The organism is uncultured Marivirga sp. (assembly GCF_963974845.1).
Taxonomy (GTDB): Bacteria; Bacteroidota; Bacteroidia; order Cytophagales; family Cyclobacteriaceae; genus Marivirga; species Marivirga harenae.
The window spans coordinates 45,392-61,595 of record NZ_CAXBEQ010000007.1; the positions used below are offsets into that span (position 1 = coordinate 45,392).

Genomic DNA, 16,204 nt, shown 5'->3' on the forward strand with positions numbered 1-16,204 from the left:
GGAATTCCCAATATTACCTTTCCCCAAAAATTTTACTACCTATTCTCACCATCGTACTACCTTCTTCAATGGCAATTTCATAGTCCCCACTCATTCCCATCGATAATTCCTTTAGGTTCAGTTTTTCATCATTGTAGTCTTTCGCAGTTTTGTCAAACAACTTTTTCAGACTTTTGAATTCTCGCCTAATTTTATCTTTATCGTCTGTAAAAGTTGCCATACCCATTAAACCCTGCACATCTACATGATTCATTTCATTAAAGGCTTCCGATGATAATAATTCATGCAGCTCCTCTTCATCTAAGCCATACTTATTTTCTTCCTCCGCAATATGAATTTGCAGCAGTACAGGAATAACCCTATCAATTTTTCTACCTTGTTTATTAATTTCTTTTAGCAAACGAACACTGTCCACTGAATGGATCAAATGCACGAATGGAGCAATATATTTCACTTTATTTCTCTGCAAATGCCCAATCATGTGCCATTCAATATCTTTCGGTAAGGCTTCAGCTTTATCGGTCAATTCCTGAACTTTATTTTCACCTAAAGCTCTTTGTCCAGCTTCATAAGCTTGAATCAAATCTTCATTGGGCTTTGTCTTACTTACTGCAACCAGTTGGCAATTCCCCAAGGATTCTTTAACTGTTTTTAATTTATCTGCTATACTCATGAAAACTCTTTTTTTAGGATCTGATTAAAGTAAATAAAAAAATCACTTTAACATAAATTTATTTTTATGTATTTTGAATGTTATATATTTGCCTTCTGAACTATTTTTTAATAATTAAAATCAAAGGTAAAAGTTTAAGATTTTTCATTCACTTAAATTTTAATTTTTGAATATCAACCATATCATAAATGACACTCTTAGGTAATCTTATAAAACAAGGCATACGTATTCGAGAGAGTTTGGATCAGGATTTCACTCCTGCATTTGAATTACAAAAAACTGAATTTCGCAAATTAATCATTGCCGCTCGAAATACGCAGTTTGGTAAGGCTCATAATTTTTCTGGGATTCTGCAATCTTTAAAAAAACATGACAATAAAAGTTTTTATGAAGACTACAAGAACCAAGTACCAGTTCACGACTACGATAAAATGTTCAAAAACTGGTGGCACAAATGCCTTGAGGGCGAAAAGGATGTAACTTGGCATGGGGCCATTAAATATTTTGCTTTAAGCTCAGGAACTTCAGGATCCTCCTCAAAACACATTCCAGTATCTTTAGAGATGGTGAAAGCCATCCAAAAAACCAGTGTCCGTCAGATCTTGTCTCTATCACGATATGAAGGCTTGCCTTCTTCAGTATTTGAGGGAGGTACACTAATGGTTGGAGGAAGTACTGATCTGCAAGATAACGGAAATTATGCTGAAGGAGATTTGAGTGGAATTACTACTTCTAGGATTCCTTTTTGGTTTCAGCGCTTTTATAAGCCGGGAAAAGCTATTTCTCGAAAGAAAGATTGGGAAGACAAACTGGAGCAAATGACATTAAAGGCAAAGGATTGGAATATCACCATTATAGCTGGTGTTCCTGCATGGATAACGATATTAATAGAAAAAATCATTAAGCACTATAATCTTAATAATATCCATGAAATTTGGCCCAATTTTGAAATTTATGTTCATGGTGGAGTCGCTTTCGAGCCTTATAAAAAAGGATTTGAAAGACTTTTGGGAAGAGATATTAATTACATAGAAACCTACCTGGCTTCTGAAGGATTTATTGCTTTTCAAGGGTCTCAAGGAGCTGATAGTATGAAATTGGTTTTAAACAACGGGATATTCTATGAATTTATCCCATTTCCAGGTGATAACTTTGACGAAGACGGCAATATGTTAGGGAATCCAAAAACCCTAATGATAGATGATGTAGAGGAAGACGTTGAGTATGCACTTCTGATTACAACTTGCTCCGGTGCCTGGAGATATCTCATAGGTGATACGATAAAGTTTGTTTCTAAGGCGGATTCAGAAATCATAATAACGGGTAGAACCAAGCATTTTTTAAGCCTTTGCGGTGAGCATTTATCAGTTGATAATATGAACCATGCATTATTAGATGTCTCTAATGACTTAGGATTTGATTTAAAAGAATTTACTGTCTTAGGCGTTAAGCATGGATCTTTATTCGGACATGATTGGTATGTTGGAACAGATAATACAGAAGTTGATGAAGCTATTTTGAAAGACAAATTAGATGCTAGATTGAAAGACTTAAATGATGATTACAAAGTAGAAAGAATTGCTGCCTTGAAAGATATAAGTGTTAAAGTGCTACCCAATGATGTATTTATTGAATTTATGGAAAGAAACGGAAAAGTGGGCGGCCAGAATAAATTTCCCCGAGTATTAAAAGGCGATAAGCAAAAAGATTGGTTATCGTATTTAGCCGAAAAAAGCATTCAATAAAATATGATTTCAGTTATCACCAATGGTGTATTGTTCGGATTGTTACTGGCCGTAATGTTAGGGCCAGTTTTTTTTGCATTGATCCAAAATAGCATTATCAAAGGATTCAAGGCGGGAATTTACATGGCTTTAGGTATAGCTATTGCTGATACCGCTTACATTTTCCTAATGTATTTTAGTGTGAAGCTTTTTGAAAATAATGATGTTGTTTCTTTTTGGATGGGTGCTGCAGGCGGATTTATTATCTTGATTACAGGAATAATGAGTCTTAGGAAAAAGAGTGTAAAACTAGAGGAACAACAAGTCAATACACAAAGATCTAATTTCTTCAAGCAATTTGCAAAAGGCTTTATCTTAAATGGCATTAACCCCTTCGTACTACTTTATTGGCTTGGCGTAATGACACTAGTCACCAAAAGTTATCAATATGATCAAGCTGAAATTATTGTATTTTTTACTGGAATTATTGCCACTTTATTAATTACTGATTTTTCCAAAGTGGCGCTTTCTCACCGCTTAAGGGCATGGGTGACGCCCAGGAAATTAAATATTATGAATAAAATAGTAGGAGTAGCACTCATTTTATTCTCATTTAGACTGTTTTATCACGCCTTTGAGCATTATAACTAATCTATCATAATGCAACATCCAGTTCCGATGCTTAAATAGATCATCTAGTCAGCAATTTTTCTTCTCTGTAATTAAGAGGTATTGGCTGTCAGGTTTTAAAATCAATGGTAAAACCTGACAGGCTTTTGAAGTCATACCCTATTGAATCACAATAGCCACTTTATTTAACTTACCGCCTTCCAGGGTGTCTGTTTGAACTCCTAAATTATTATTATTCATTTTGCCTTTTTCAGCATGGATATGATAAACTTTTGGCTCTAAATCTTTGAAAGTGACCCTTCCCTTCTTGTCGGTAACTTGAGACTCTGCTACAGGATTTTCACTCTTTCTGTAATCGTCATTATTTCCATAAAGTGTCACTGTTGCACCTTCTTGAATATTCCCTAAATCATCTTGAATTACAATCCTTAAATTAGTTTTAAGAAATTGACTGTTGTCATTCTTTGGGGTGAATTGAAAAAACAAAAAAGCCGATACGACTAAAAGAGACAATGTGAATGTTAATTTTTTCATAGTTTAAGATTTTTGACTAGATACGACTACTAAACGGAATAGTTTTTATTCCTAAAACAAAAAAAGCAACAAACCTTCCGGTCTGTTGCTTTTAATTTAATGCTTTTTAATAATTAAGCAGTTTGCCCAATTAATTTTAAGTGCCTTGTATGCGACCCCATAGCGGCCATCATGGATGGAAATTCATTATAAGCAATATTGAATTGCTCACAAGTTTCTTTCACTAACTTATTGATTGCCGGGTAGTGCACATGGCTAATTCTTGGGAATAAGTGGTGTTCAACTTGGAAATTCAAACCGCCTGTATACCAATTTAAAACTTTACTTTTTGTTCCGAAATTAGCAGTAGTTCTGATTTGATGAATAGCCCATTCTGTAGGAATGATTTTTTCTCCTTCAACAGGTGCATCATGGAAATCAGTAGATTCAACTACGTGAGCTAATTGAAATACCACCCCAATAGTCCAGCCAGTTACAACTGATACGATTAGATATCCAAGTACAGTTGCTAAAACTCCTTTCATTAAGATTGGCAGTACAAAGAATGTTGTGATATACGCTAATTTTGTAGCCCAAAAGATGATATGCTCTTTTGCACTCATTTTTGCTAATTCTGTATTGGCAACTTTTCTTGTGAAATACTTCTTAAAGTCTTGAAAGAAAACCCAAAATGCGTACGAAGTAGCATAAAGAGGATATGCATAAACATGTTGAAATTTATGATACCATCTTTTCTTTTGATGGGTTGATACTCTAATAAAAGGACCAATATTAATATCATCATCCATTCCTTCGATATTAGTGAAAGAGTGGTGATTCTTATTGTGTTTATTTTTCCAAATGAAAACTACGCCCCCCATTAAGTTTAAGGTAAGTCCCATCATATAATTTACATGCTTATTATTAGAGAAACTACCATGAGCTCCATCGTGCATAACATTGAAACCAATTGCGGCTAAATTCAAACCAAATATTGCACACAATGTAATAGAAAGCCATACTGGCATGCTTACAAATACAATTAAGCTGTAAAGGGTAGCAAAAGAAACCAATAAAATAGTGGCTTTAGTATAAAGTTTGCTGTTACCCCAGGTTTTCAAATCGTTTTGTTTGAAATAGGCGTCAACCTTCTTTTTCAGTGTTGGGAAAAAGTTGTTGTCAGTGATTTTTGTTGCTGATACTTCTTGCATAGTTAATTCAATAATTGACTTGCTAAACGAGCAAATCTAATGTTTCGTTCATAAAATTAGAAGTAATTCATAAGTACTCATAGAAATTAACAAATAAATCGACAAATGTGGAAAAATAATCCTTTTTGTGAAGTATTTTATTCGGAAACTTCTACAATTATTAAACAAATACGAAACATTCGTAAACAATTTTAAATAACTTCCCAATAGAATGGAAATTCAATAACCTCGTATTTCTATTTAGATTTTCATTTGAAATAAAGTCAAACAATTGAACAGATAATCAACATTGGATTGAGCATTCAAAAACTAAAACAATTGTAATTATTTCAAGTTATTTGATAAAATTGACAATTTGTAAATCCGCTATTGTCTTAAAAGTCGTTAGTTTGACAATACATTTATAACTTTGGATTTATCATTGCTACAATTTGAAAAAGCAGAACAACATAGCGCTCATTTTCTTCAGCCGAAATAAAGCCGAGGAGGCAAAGCAAAAATCATGGTTTAAGGAGCAATCCAAAAATCAAATGCTTGCTGAAATGCTGATTACGAGGGCTAGTACTGCTATTCAATCATCTGGAATTCCTGTTTATCATTTCAACGAAGCAAAGCAAATAGGGAATTCCTTTGGAGAAAGAATTGCAAATGCCTATCAGGCAATGTTTGATTTGGGCTATGAACAAGTAATTTCCGTTGGTAATGATTGTCCTGACCTACAAAACATTAATTGGATTGAATTATCTCAATCTCTCCAAAGTGGCAAATCAGCTTTAGGCCCAGATACAAGAGGGGGCGCTTATTTGATAGCTATTCAGAAAAAATCTTTCGATAAGTCACAATTTGAAAAACTAAATTGGCAAAAAAATACACTTTATGAGGAGCTTTCGCAACTCTGTGAAGAAACGACCGAACTAGTAGAATTAAACCAATATAGAGATATCAATTCTTTTCACGATATCCGATTCTTATCCAGGCAGAAATCATTTACAAAGTCGTTCTTGAAATTAATTGCTCAACTGCTTCAAGGATTTAAAGGAATAGCAATTGAATTTCAAATAAAATCGCACAACTTTTATATTTTCAAAGACTCCCCTTTACGAGCACCCCCAATAACATAAATTTACCGCTTCTTTTTATAGCATCTCTTGGAGAATGAAAGATCCACAACTCACGAGTTTGCTTGTTCCTATTAATTATTAAAACACGATACAAAATTATGATGCAAAGATTTTTATTCTTTTTGCTGTTTGCTATTACCCTATTTTTGATGAGTTGTGAAAACCCTAAAGAATCCAGAAACTGGAAGCAAGCTTCGTGGCAAGAAATAGAACAACAGGCCAATGGTACCACTGTCAATTTTATGATGTGGCAAGGAAGCCCGATCGTCAATGATTATATCAACAATTATGTAAAACCTACTTTAAAAGAAAAGCACAACATCACACTGAATATTAGCAGCGGTCAAGGGCCGGAAATCGTGCAATTGATGATGGGTGAAAAGCAAGCGGGTTCTGAAAAGGGACAAGTAGATATGGTTTGGATTAATGGAGAAACATTCTTTCAACTTAGAAAAATAGAAGGACTTTGGGGTCCATTCACAGAGAAACTTCCTAATTCACAATATATTGACTTTAATAATCCATTTATCGGGATAGATTTTCAGCAAGAAATAAACGGGATGGAATGCCCATGGGGGATCAATCAATTTGCTTTTGTTTATGATTCTATTAAAACCCCTGCCCCACCTAAGACACTTGCTGAACTAGAAACATTTGTAAAAGTAAATCCTGGCACTTTCACTATATCCAATGATTTCTCAGGCATGACCTTGTTAAAATGCTATATGGCCGAATTGAGCGGCAGTCCTGATGGATTGGATGGTGAATTTGATCAACAGAAATATGATACGCTTTCCACTCAACTTTGGGAATACATCAATCGAAATCGAAAATACTTCTGGAAAGAAGGACAGACATTTCCCAAAGAACACAGCAAAATGGATCAGATGTTTTCATCTGGAGAAATACTGCTCACTTATGGATTCAGTGAAGGTGGAATTGAAGAAAAAGTTTTACAAGGATTATTTCCAGAAAGTACAAAAGGTTATGCCTGGAAAAACGGAACTATCCTAAACTCTAATTATTTAGGGATCACCTATAACGCGACCAATAAAGCGGGGGCTATGCAAGTCATTAATTTCCTGATTTCACCCGAAGCTCAATTGAAGAGAGCGGAACCTTCAGGTATGAATGCCAATCCAGTATTGGATATTTCAAAGCTTCCTACCGAGTACAAAGACAAATTTGAAAAAATTACTGCAAGGCAATACGGCCCTTCTTTGGACGAATTATCTGAGAATGCTATAAAAGAGCCAGCTCCAGAGTATATGCTTAATATTTACGAAGATTTTAGAACCTACGTGATTGAAAAATAAGGGAAAACATATCGGTTTTGTGCTATTCGTGGTATTTGCTGTACTACCATTTACGCTCGCATTTGGCTATGCTTTGCTCTATTCTTTCGGGATCATTGGGGTAGTTAATGAAGGCTTTACTTTATCGTTTTGGAAAGAGGTTTTTACATCAGGCACTCTAGGAACCTCCTTTTTATACAGTGGAATTATTGCTGCAGTAGGTGTATTTCTATCCGTTAGTTTGGCACTATGGGTAGTTTTGAAATTCAAAGAAGGCTTCAATAATAAGTACTTATCTTTTATTATTTATATGCCCTTGGCAGTTCCCGGTATCGTTTCCGCATTTTTTACTTATCAATTATTCGCTCAATCAGGATTTTTTGCAAGATTAAGCTATCAGCTCAATTGGATTGAAACAGCACAGCAATTTCCTGATTTAGTGAATGATAATTGGGCCATTGGCATCATCATTACTTTCATTAGTCTGCTAACTCCTTTCTTCATTCTGCTTTATTTAAATATATATAAAGATGAAAGAATAGAAGAGCTAAGCCAATTATCCAGAGCACTGGGAGCAAACAAAAAACAAATAGCACTCAAAGTGAGCTTACCGATTATGCTCAAAAAGTCTTGGGTTTTAATTGTGCTGTACTTCATTTTCTTATTAGGCGCTTATGAAGTACCGCTAATTTTAGGTCAAGAATCTCCTCAAATGCTATCGGTGCTGATTTTACGAGAATTAAAACAATTTGACCTTACTAAAACCTCAGAAGGTTATGTAATGGCGGTGGTCTACACAGTAGTCATTATGTCAGCGACTATATTCATTTTTTCACGAAAAAAACTGAGAAACAATGCGTATTAGTTTAAAGCCTTTCTTCTTATCGATCATGGTATTGCTGATACTGTTTCCCTTTGTGTATCTACTTTGGCTGTCTCTTTCTGCAGAATGGTCATTCCCAAATGTTATGCCTGAGTATTTCGGGTTAAAAAACTGGAAGGCCTTATTGATTTCAGAAACAGGCTTATTGTGGAGCTTTCTACAATCTATCATCATTTCTGTTTCCGTAGGATTTACTGCCACTCTTAGTGGTTTTATTATCAGCCGGAATATTGCCTATCATCCTAGAAAGAACACCTTCACCTTATTAAGCTATTTCCCTTACATTATCTCCCCTGTTGTTTTTGGGGCATGCTTAAGTTATTTCTTCCTCAAGCTTGGGATTTTCGGTCAAATGACGGGCGTGATTGTAGCTCAATTCATGATTAGCTTTCCTTATGCACTGATTTTCTTTAATAGTTTTTGGGGGCAAAAAACAAAAAATATGGAAGATTTAGTCTCGACACTAGGTGGAAATAGACTGTATAGTTTCACGAAAGTTTTATTTCCATTGGCCAAAGGAATGCTCTTGGTCTGCTTCTTTCAAACATTCCTGATTTCTTGGTTTGAATATGGTTTAACATCTGTAATTGGAGTTGGCAAAGTGCAAACCCTCACCATCAAAGTATTTTTATTCATCCGCGAGGCCAACTACTTCTATGGTGCTTTAAGCTGCTGCTTATTGATTTTACCGCCATTAGTTCTGATGTATATCAACAAGAAATATGTATTTAATAAACTGACCTGATGTTTTTAGAAATTCAACATATTAATAAAAGCTTTGGCAAAGAGCAGATCGTAAAGGATCTGAATTTTTCGCTAGCTCCGCAAAAAACCTTAAGCATTTTGGGTAAATCTGGTTGTGGAAAAACCAGCATGCTTAAAATAATTGGTGGCTTGCTTAAGGCAGACAGTGGTAATATAATTTTGGATGGGAATGATATCAGCGAATTGGAAGCTGAGAAGAGAAATATCGTTTACCTCTACCAAGAAGATTTACTTTTCCCACACTTAAATGTATTCGAAAATATTGCATTTGGTCTTCGAATAAAAAAACAAAAAGAAGAGCATATTCAAAGCAAGGTCAAGGAAATGCTGGAGCTTTTGGAATTGGAAAATCATGGCCAAAAAATGCCTCATCAGCTTTCAGGGGGGCAAAGACAAAGGGTTTCCTTTGGAAGAGCCATCATCATCAACCCTGCTTTGCTTCTATTAGATGAGCCTTTTGGTAGCCTAGATGCCGGCACTCGGCAAAGAATGCAACAATTATTTAAAGACATAGCACATAAATTTAAGATCACCTCACTTTTTGTCACCCACGATTTGAAAGAAGCTATACTAATGGGGGATGAAATTGCCTTTATGCAAAGTGGAAAACTCAAATTATATAAAAATAAAGAAGAATTTATAGCAGACCCTTCAACTGGTGTGCAAAATGAAATCGGCTTTTGGGAAAATCTAATCCCAAAAGAACAAGACATAATTTAAATCAAAAATATATGGAAACGAAAAATATTTGGATTGATACCGACCTCTCTGTAGGCATGAAAAGACACATCAGAGAAGGATATTGCGATGTGGATGACGGATACGCACTGTTACAATTATTTAAAGCTGAAAATATCCATATAAAGGGGATAAGTGCAGTATTTGGAAATACTCTAATTGATGACGCCTACAGACTTTGTCAGCAAATGAGTAAAGAATTTGCTAAGAATGAAATCCCTGTTTACAAAGGAGCTGGGACAGCAATTGATCTTAGCAAGGTAGAAACCAATGATGCTGTGGAAGCTTTGGCAACAGCCTTGAAAGAAACTCAATTGACCATTTTAGCTATCGGTCCAGCTACCAATGTGGGAATATTACTTTTGCAATATCCTGAATTGAAAAACCAAATTAAAGAAGTAGTTCTAGTGGCTGGAAGAAGAAAACCAACTGATTATTTCAAAATTGGCAATCAAGGAAATCATGCAAGGGATTTAAATTTCGATTTAGATAATCAAGCTTTTAACATCATGTTTGAAGCAGGTGTCCCTGTCACTTTATGTCCTTTCGAAATTTCAAGCAAAGTATGGATTGGATCAGATGATCTAAAAAAACTAGATAATGGCGAGGCCGGAAATAAATGGCTAGCAGAGCATTCTCAGCCATGGTTAGCACAATGGATCAATCAAGGCGCTAGTGGTTTTAATCCTTTTGATGTTTTGGCGAGCCACTACATCATATCACCCGAAGATATTATCAGTGAAGACCTAAAAGCACAATTAGAAATTCATCCAGACGATACAGTAAAGGACAATGACAAGTTAGTATTCAAGAACTACCTGCTGTGTCGTAGTGAGGGATCATTTCCTGTAAAATACTGCCATGATGTGGTATCAGACTATCATGAAAAATTAATGGATTCTTTAACCAAAAAAAGCTAGCACTATGATTAAACTTGACAATCAATTAGAAACCATCGATAGTTATTTAAGCGATAAAAAATGGTTAGAAGAAAATGAAAAAGTAGCTTCAGTTGAAAAGCCTGGTGAAGGGAATATGAACTTTACCTTAAGATGTAGAACTTCAAATGACCACTCTTTCATCATAAAACAAAGTCGTGATTTTGTTGAAAAGTTTCCACAAGTACCCGCTCCAGCAGAACGGGTTCTAAGAGAATCTGAATTCTATGAAATTATTAGAAAGAACCCCGATTTAAGTCGTAGAACTCCTGAAATTATAGCGGTCGATGAAGAAAACCATATCATCCTGATGGAAGATCTGGGCGAGAGTAGTGATTACTCTTTTTTATATCAGGAGGGTAAGAACTTATCTGAAACCGAGCTCAAAGAAATCATGCACTTCATAGCCGATTTACACACCCATTTTACAACTGACAGTAGCTCGAAAACCATTCAGAATAAGGAAATGCGGCAGCTTAATCATGAGCATATCTTCAAATTCCCTTTTATGAAAGATAACGGGATGAATTTGGATGATGTTATGCCAGGATTGGAAGCTGTGAAACAAAGTATAATTCGTAATGAAGCACTTCATTTAGCACTCAAGCAGCTTGGTGATCTGTATTTATCTGATGGCAAGCACTTACTACATGGAGACTACTTTCCGGGAAGCTGGCTCAATACCAAATCAGGCTTAAAAATCATCGATCCTGAATTTTGCTTTTTTGGTCCTAAGGAATTTGAAATAGGAGTATGTATGGCACATTTATATTTGGCAAAACAACCCTACCCTATTATCCAGAAAGCAATGGATTTCTACAAAGAAAAAGCGCCCTTCGATGATGTATTAATGATGAAATTCATGGCTGTGGAAATGATGCGAAGAATCTTAGGATTAGCTCAACTACCGATCAGTCAAACACTGGAAGAAAGGAAAGCACTAGTGGAAAGAGGCGTCATGATGCTGACTAAATATTAAAAACCAAACACTATACAATGAAGAAATTAATACTAATCTTATGCTATTTGCTGAGTTTCCATCTATCTGCTCAAAATAGCAATACTTATTCTTCTGTAGTCATCGACTCAAGAGGAGAGCCTATTCCCGGGGCAGTTGTAAATGAAATGGGTACTGAAAGATTTGCAGTCACTTTAAAAGATGGTAGTTTTCAACTGAAAACACCGTCTGAGAACTTCTTACTGAACATTCAATTCTTAGGCTTTGAGGATTTGCAGATAGATATTCGAAATGGAAATATCCCTGCTAACATCATGTTGACTGAAGATCTGGAGCAGCTCGATGAAGTGGTTGTAACTGCATTAGGGATTGAAAGAGAGAAGCAGTCTTTAGCCTCATCAATAGGAAAAATAGACAGCAAGCAGCTAACAGATGTACCCATGACAAATCTTGTTAACAGTATGGCAGGTCAAGTTTCTGGTGTCCAAATTACCAATGGTTCCTCAGGAGTGGGGTCCTCTTCCAGAATTATAATCAGAGGTGAAAATTCTTTAACTGGCACTAATCAACCATTATTTGTGGTTGATGGCGTACCTATCAGTAACGAACAAATCACCAGCGATTTAGTAAACAACGGATCATTACAAGAAGTGGACTGGGGAAATGGTGGTGCTGAAATTGATCCAGAAAATATTGCTTCAATATTTATTTTAAAGGGAGCAGGATCTGCTGCCCTTTATGGTTCCAGAGCGGCAAATGGTGTTGTTTTAATCACGACTAAAAGAGGAAAGGCTCAACAAGGTTTAGGAATTAGCACGAGCAGTTCACTTACATTTGAAACACTCTTAACATTACCTGATTATCAAAATGAATATGGTGGTGGAATTGGTGATTTCGCTTTTGATACAGGTCTTGGTGCCCTGGATGGAACAGCTGGCATTTTCAGCTACGGTCCAAAATTAGATCAAGGTGATTTCATAGCGCAATTTGATGGACCTTCTACTGATATCAACGGAAACCCTGTAAGGGGTGGAGATGTAATAGCTAGGACTAGAGCAGATGGTAGCTTGACAGAAATCAGACCAACTGAATGGGTATCTAGACCCAATAATATCAGGAATTTCTTTGAGACAGGCATCACATCTCAAAATAATATTGCAGTAAATTCAGCTAGTGACAAAGGAAATATACGGCTGGCTTACAGCAACTTGCGAAATGAGGGTATACTACCTAATACTGATTTAAACAGAGACGGTCTGGCGATCAGTTTAGACCAACAATTAACTGACCAATTAAGTGTAAATACATATGTTAATTACATCAATACAAGAAGTAAAAACCGCCCTAACTTAGGTTATGGCTACGAAAATGTAATGTATGGCTTTAACTGGACACAAAGACAAACAAACTTTGAGCCGCTCAAAAATTATTGGCAGGCCGGTCAGGAAGGTTTAGAGCAGTTCAACTACAATTACGCTTGGGTCAATAATCCTTACTTCACCTTATTTGAAAACACGAATAGTTTTGACAAGCATCGAGTATTAGGAAATGCCTCCGTAAATTATGATTTCAGTGAGAAATTACGTTTTACGGTAAGAAGCGGTACTGACATCTACAATGACAACAGGGCATTTCGAAGAGCACTAAGCACCAACGCCAATCCTACGGGTAGTTATCGTGAAGATCAGGTGTTTTACAAAGAAATGAATACAGATTTCCTACTGTCTTATTCCGATCGAATAAATGAAAATTTCACTTATGATCTTTCGGTAGGAGCAAATCGCTTCGATCAGACCGTCACCTACAAATTTACTGAAGCTTCTCAACTAGCGCTACCAAATATTTATACATTAGCCAATTCTAATGCACCCTTAACAGGGAATAATGAATTATTTGAAAAGCGTATCAATAGTATTTATGGCACAGGAAATATCAATTTTAGAAATGCCCTCTATCTTGACGTTACCGTACGTAATGACTGGAGCAGCACGCTACCCATAGACAACAATTCTTTTGCTTACTATTCAAGCGGCTTAAGTTATGTATTATCCAATATGGTAGAACTACCACAGCTTTTCACTTTTGTGAAACTGAGAGCCAGTGCAGCCAGCGTAGGTAATGACACGGATCCATATCAACTGCTGAATACTTTTGCTTTCAACCAGAACTATGGTGATAAGCTTAAGGTAACTAACCAAAGCACTTTAAAAAATCTGAATTTGAGGCCAGAAAGACTGACCGCCTACGAAACAGGAGCAGAAATTTGGCTTCTTAAAGATAGGATTCAAACAGATATTACCGTTTACCAAAACACTAGTACCGACCAAATCATTGCTCGGCCTATTTCCTTAACTACTGGTTTTGCCAATAAACTGGAAAACGGTGGAAAAGTACAAACTAGAGGACTTGAAGCATCAATCACAGGATTAGCCGTCAAGCAAAACAACTTTCAATGGAAAGTAGCGGCTAATTATTCCGCTTACAGAAGTCGAGTACTAGAATTACCTGAAGGGGTAGATCAATTTGTAACAGGTAATGCTGATTTCTTTGGTGGTGCAGGCGGCTCCAATTCTTTATTCTATATAGCCAAAGAAAATGGTCTAGTTGGCGATATGTACGGGACTGGTTTCAAAAAGGTAAACGGCAGAACTGTATATGACAGCAATGGAGCTCCTATTACAGACGGGACATTACGACTGTTAGGCAATTACAACCCTGATTTCTCTGTAGGTCTCAGCAATGAGTTCTCCTATAAGAATATAATCATGAATGTCCTGTTTGACTTCAGATATGGAGGTATTATCGCTTCAAGGACAAGGTCTTTAGGTAATACTTCTGGAGTTTTGAAAGAAACTTTAGCAGGTCGAGAAAATGGAATTATTGGAGATGGAATAGTCAACATTGGAACCGAAGAAAACCCTAACTATGTCGAGAACACCACCAGTGTTTCAGCAATTTCTTACTATAACGCCATTTACTCAAGAGGAAACGAAGAAAGCTCTATTTATGATGCTTCTTATATTAAATTGAGGCAAGTAGGTCTTTATTATAGTTTAAGTAAGCAGCTGAGCCAAAGAATCGGTTTCCAGAGCGTCAAATTTGGATTCATCGGCAGCAATCTCTTACTGTTCACGGAAAACCCTCATGTTGATCCCGAATTAAATGCTCTACAAGGCAGAAACATAGTACAGGGTGTAGATGATATGTCATTACCCTCCACAAGAAGTTTCGGTTTCAGCATTAAAACAAAATTTTAAGAAGTAAAAAATGAAAATATTCAACTATACATTCACCTTACTGCTAGCCGCTCTGTTGATTACGGCCTGCACAGATAACTTTGAGGAAATCAATGAAAATCCCAATTCCCCGGAAAATGTGGAGCCTCAATTTTTACTCACTAATATTATTTCAGTTTCTAGTGATCAGAATACCTACTATCAAGGTTTTGATCAGTCAAATTACTTTTCTCAACATGTTGCAGCGATCGACTTTGGATTTTTAGACAGATACATCATTGGTTCTAATTCAACCTATTGGGCTGTGGTAAATGGGTTGCTGACCGACATCAACTCAATGAAGGCATCTCCTACCTCAAATGAAGCATACGCAGCAGTAGGAGATATTATGAGGTGTTTCCTGTTCACCCAAATGACCGATATTTGGAATGATGTCCCTTATACCGAGGCAGGAAGATTAGAGGAAGGAATTGACAAACCAAAATATGATACTCAGGAAAGTATTTATACGGATCCTGAAACCGGTATTTTAGCAGTATTGACAAGGTCAGCGAATACGTTAGAGAGCACAAATCAGCTCATAAACGGTGATGTAATGTTCAATAACGACTTGGATAAATGGGTAAGGTTCGCAAATTCGCTTCGAGTAAGGTACCTAATGAGGATAAGTAAGAGATTGAATGACTTCTCTGAATTATCTTCTTTAGCCAACTCTGGTAAATTGATGGAATCCAATGCAGATAATGCCGTATTGCCGTATTTGGCATCCGCTCCGAACCAGTTTCCATTTTTTCTTTCTTCTGTAGGTGGGTTAGTAGAGCATGTGATGAGCAAGACAGCTGATTCTGTCCTTAGCCTTTGGGATGATCCAAGGATTGCAGTACTATATCAGCCAGTAGCTGCCGGTTTAGCTAATGACTCTGTTTACTATCGAGGCATCCAAAATGGTCAAACTAATGAGCGAGTGCAACAACTTGGACTAGGAGTCAATGATTTATCTGTTGTAGGATCAATTTTTAGGGATGTTCCTGACGGAGCAGACGCACAATTCATGCAGTATGCAGAAGTACAATTTGCTTTGGCTGAAGCAGTTGAAAGAAATTATATTGCTGGAAATGTTCAGCAGTACTATGAAAATGGAGTAAGAGCAAGTTTCGAATATTATGGTGTTGATGTCCCAGAAGACTACTTCTCAAGGGATGCAGTTGAATTGAACGGTACTGATAACATCACCAAAATAATGACCCAAAAATGGTTGAGTCTCATCAATATTGGGCACGAAGCATGGTTCAACATCAGAAGAACTGGCATACCTTCTTTACAGGCCGGACCAGACGCAGTTAATGAAGGAAGATATCCTGTTCGGTATTTATACCCGGAATCAGAGCAAGCCACAAATACTGAAAATTATCAAGAAGCAGTCCAAAGAATTGGTGGTGATGATATCAACAGCAAAGGATGGTGGGAACGTGATTAATTAGTAATTAATCATTGGGCAATTAATAATTCGAAATCTAGA

The 16,204-nt window shown here is 36.4% G+C and carries 14 protein-coding genes; 11 read left to right on the forward strand and 3 right to left on the reverse strand.

The window, feature by feature from the left end; all coding sequences use genetic code 11:
• Positions 1 to 13 precede the first annotated feature (13 nt).
• Positions 14 to 673, reverse strand: a complete 660-nt coding sequence (locus AAC601_RS15070) for a YggS family pyridoxal phosphate-dependent enzyme (protein ID WP_303270392.1) — start codon at positions 671 to 673, stop codon at positions 14 to 16.
• 188 nt (positions 674 to 861) lie between these two features.
• Between AAC601_RS15070 and AAC601_RS15075 the strand changes: the two genes are divergently transcribed.
• Positions 862 to 2,418: a GH3 auxin-responsive promoter family protein gene (locus AAC601_RS15075; RefSeq protein ID WP_340153702.1), complete on the forward strand. Its 1,557-nt coding sequence runs from the start codon at positions 862 to 864 to the stop codon at positions 2,416 to 2,418.
• Positions 2,419 to 2,421: 3 nt separating this feature from the next.
• The gene (locus tag AAC601_RS15080) at positions 2,422 to 3,048 is read left to right on the forward strand and encodes a LysE family transporter (RefSeq protein ID WP_303270394.1); all 627 of its coding nucleotides are present in this window, start codon (positions 2,422 to 2,424) and stop codon (positions 3,046 to 3,048) included.
• Positions 3,049 to 3,186: 138 nt separating this feature from the next.
• On the opposite strand, the gene AAC601_RS15085 is transcribed toward AAC601_RS15080, so the two are convergent.
• Together AAC601_RS15085 and AAC601_RS15090 are read right to left on the reverse strand one after the other, a co-directional pair.
• The gene (locus AAC601_RS15085) at positions 3,187 to 3,561 is read right to left on the reverse strand and encodes a carboxypeptidase regulatory-like domain-containing protein (RefSeq protein ID WP_303270395.1); all 375 of its coding nucleotides are present in this window, start codon (positions 3,559 to 3,561) and stop codon (positions 3,187 to 3,189) included.
• A 113-nt stretch (positions 3,562 to 3,674) separates the two neighbouring features.
• Entirely contained in the window at positions 3,675 to 4,751 is a 1,077-nt protein-coding gene (locus AAC601_RS15090) for an acyl-CoA desaturase (RefSeq protein ID WP_303270396.1), read from the reverse strand.
• A 431-nt stretch (positions 4,752 to 5,182) separates the two neighbouring features.
• Between AAC601_RS15090 and AAC601_RS15095 the strand changes: the two genes are divergently transcribed.
• The 9 genes from AAC601_RS15095 (at position 5,183) to AAC601_RS15135 (ending at position 16,162) form a co-directional block, all read left to right on the forward strand.
• Positions 5,183 to 5,872 carry a DUF2064 domain-containing protein gene (locus AAC601_RS15095; RefSeq protein WP_340153703.1) on the forward strand — a complete coding sequence of 230 codons (690 nt, stop codon included), beginning with the start codon at positions 5,183 to 5,185 and terminating at the stop codon, positions 5,870 to 5,872.
• Positions 5,873 to 5,970: 98 nt separating this feature from the next.
• Complete coding sequence (locus AAC601_RS15100) at positions 5,971 to 7,188, forward strand: ABC transporter substrate-binding protein (protein WP_340153704.1); 1,218 nt, start codon at positions 5,971 to 5,973, stop codon at positions 7,186 to 7,188.
• Positions 7,178 to 8,032, forward strand: coding sequence for an ABC transporter permease subunit (locus AAC601_RS15105; protein WP_303270399.1), 855 nt, complete (start codon positions 7,178 to 7,180; stop codon positions 8,030 to 8,032). Before AAC601_RS15100 ends, AAC601_RS15105 begins: the two co-directional genes overlap by 11 nt.
• Positions 8,022 to 8,795 carry an ABC transporter permease subunit gene (locus AAC601_RS15110; protein ID WP_303270400.1) on the forward strand — a complete coding sequence of 258 codons (774 nt, stop codon included), beginning with the start codon at positions 8,022 to 8,024 and terminating at the stop codon, positions 8,793 to 8,795. Before AAC601_RS15105 ends, AAC601_RS15110 begins: the two co-directional genes overlap by 11 nt.
• Positions 8,795 to 9,535: an ABC transporter ATP-binding protein gene (locus AAC601_RS15115; RefSeq protein WP_303270401.1), complete on the forward strand. Its 741-nt coding sequence runs from the start codon at positions 8,795 to 8,797 to the stop codon at positions 9,533 to 9,535. Before AAC601_RS15110 ends, AAC601_RS15115 begins: the two co-directional genes overlap by 1 nt.
• A gap of 11 nt (positions 9,536 to 9,546) precedes the next feature.
• Positions 9,547 to 10,473: a nucleoside hydrolase gene (locus AAC601_RS15120; protein WP_303270402.1), complete on the forward strand. Its 927-nt coding sequence runs from the start codon at positions 9,547 to 9,549 to the stop codon at positions 10,471 to 10,473.
• Positions 10,474 to 10,477: 4 nt separating this feature from the next.
• A complete protein-coding gene (locus AAC601_RS15125; RefSeq protein WP_303270403.1) occupies positions 10,478 to 11,470 on the forward strand; it encodes a phosphotransferase in 993 nt (330 codons plus the stop codon).
• 17 nt (positions 11,471 to 11,487) lie between these two features.
• A complete protein-coding gene (locus tag AAC601_RS15130; protein WP_340153705.1) occupies positions 11,488 to 14,706 on the forward strand; it encodes a SusC/RagA family TonB-linked outer membrane protein in 3,219 nt (1,072 codons plus the stop codon).
• Positions 14,707 to 14,716: 10 nt separating this feature from the next.
• Positions 14,717 to 16,162, forward strand: a complete 1,446-nt coding sequence (locus tag AAC601_RS15135; protein ID WP_340153706.1) for a SusD/RagB family nutrient-binding outer membrane lipoprotein — start codon at positions 14,717 to 14,719, stop codon at positions 16,160 to 16,162.
• Positions 16,163 to 16,204: the final 42 nt, after the last annotated feature.

Excerpts from the sequence above, each read along its gene's own strand:
- AAC601_RS15070 (WP_303270392.1), bottom strand. The coding sequence starts at position 673 with ATGAGTATAGCAGATAAATTAAAAACAGTTAAAGAATCCTTGGGGAAT.
- AAC601_RS15075 (WP_340153702.1), top strand. The coding sequence starts at position 862 with ATGACACTCTTAGGTAATCTTATAAAACAAGGCATACGTATTCGAGAG.
- AAC601_RS15080 (WP_303270394.1), top strand. The coding sequence starts at position 2,422 with ATGATTTCAGTTATCACCAATGGTGTATTGTTCGGATTGTTACTGGCC.
- AAC601_RS15085 (WP_303270395.1), bottom strand. The coding sequence starts at position 3,561 with ATGAAAAAATTAACATTCACATTGTCTCTTTTAGTCGTATCGGCTTTT.
- AAC601_RS15090 (WP_303270396.1), bottom strand. The coding sequence starts at position 4,751 with ATGCAAGAAGTATCAGCAACAAAAATCACTGACAACAACTTTTTCCCA.
- AAC601_RS15100 (WP_340153704.1), top strand. The coding sequence starts at position 5,971 with ATGATGCAAAGATTTTTATTCTTTTTGCTGTTTGCTATTACCCTATTT.
- AAC601_RS15110 (WP_303270400.1), top strand. The coding sequence starts at position 8,022 with ATGCGTATTAGTTTAAAGCCTTTCTTCTTATCGATCATGGTATTGCTG.
- AAC601_RS15115 (WP_303270401.1), top strand. The coding sequence starts at position 8,795 with ATGTTTTTAGAAATTCAACATATTAATAAAAGCTTTGGCAAAGAGCAG.
- AAC601_RS15120 (WP_303270402.1), top strand. The coding sequence starts at position 9,547 with ATGGAAACGAAAAATATTTGGATTGATACCGACCTCTCTGTAGGCATG.
- AAC601_RS15125 (WP_303270403.1), top strand. The coding sequence starts at position 10,478 with ATGATTAAACTTGACAATCAATTAGAAACCATCGATAGTTATTTAAGC.
- AAC601_RS15130 (WP_340153705.1), top strand. The coding sequence starts at position 11,488 with ATGAAGAAATTAATACTAATCTTATGCTATTTGCTGAGTTTCCATCTA.
- AAC601_RS15135 (WP_340153706.1), top strand. The coding sequence starts at position 14,717 with ATGAAAATATTCAACTATACATTCACCTTACTGCTAGCCGCTCTGTTG.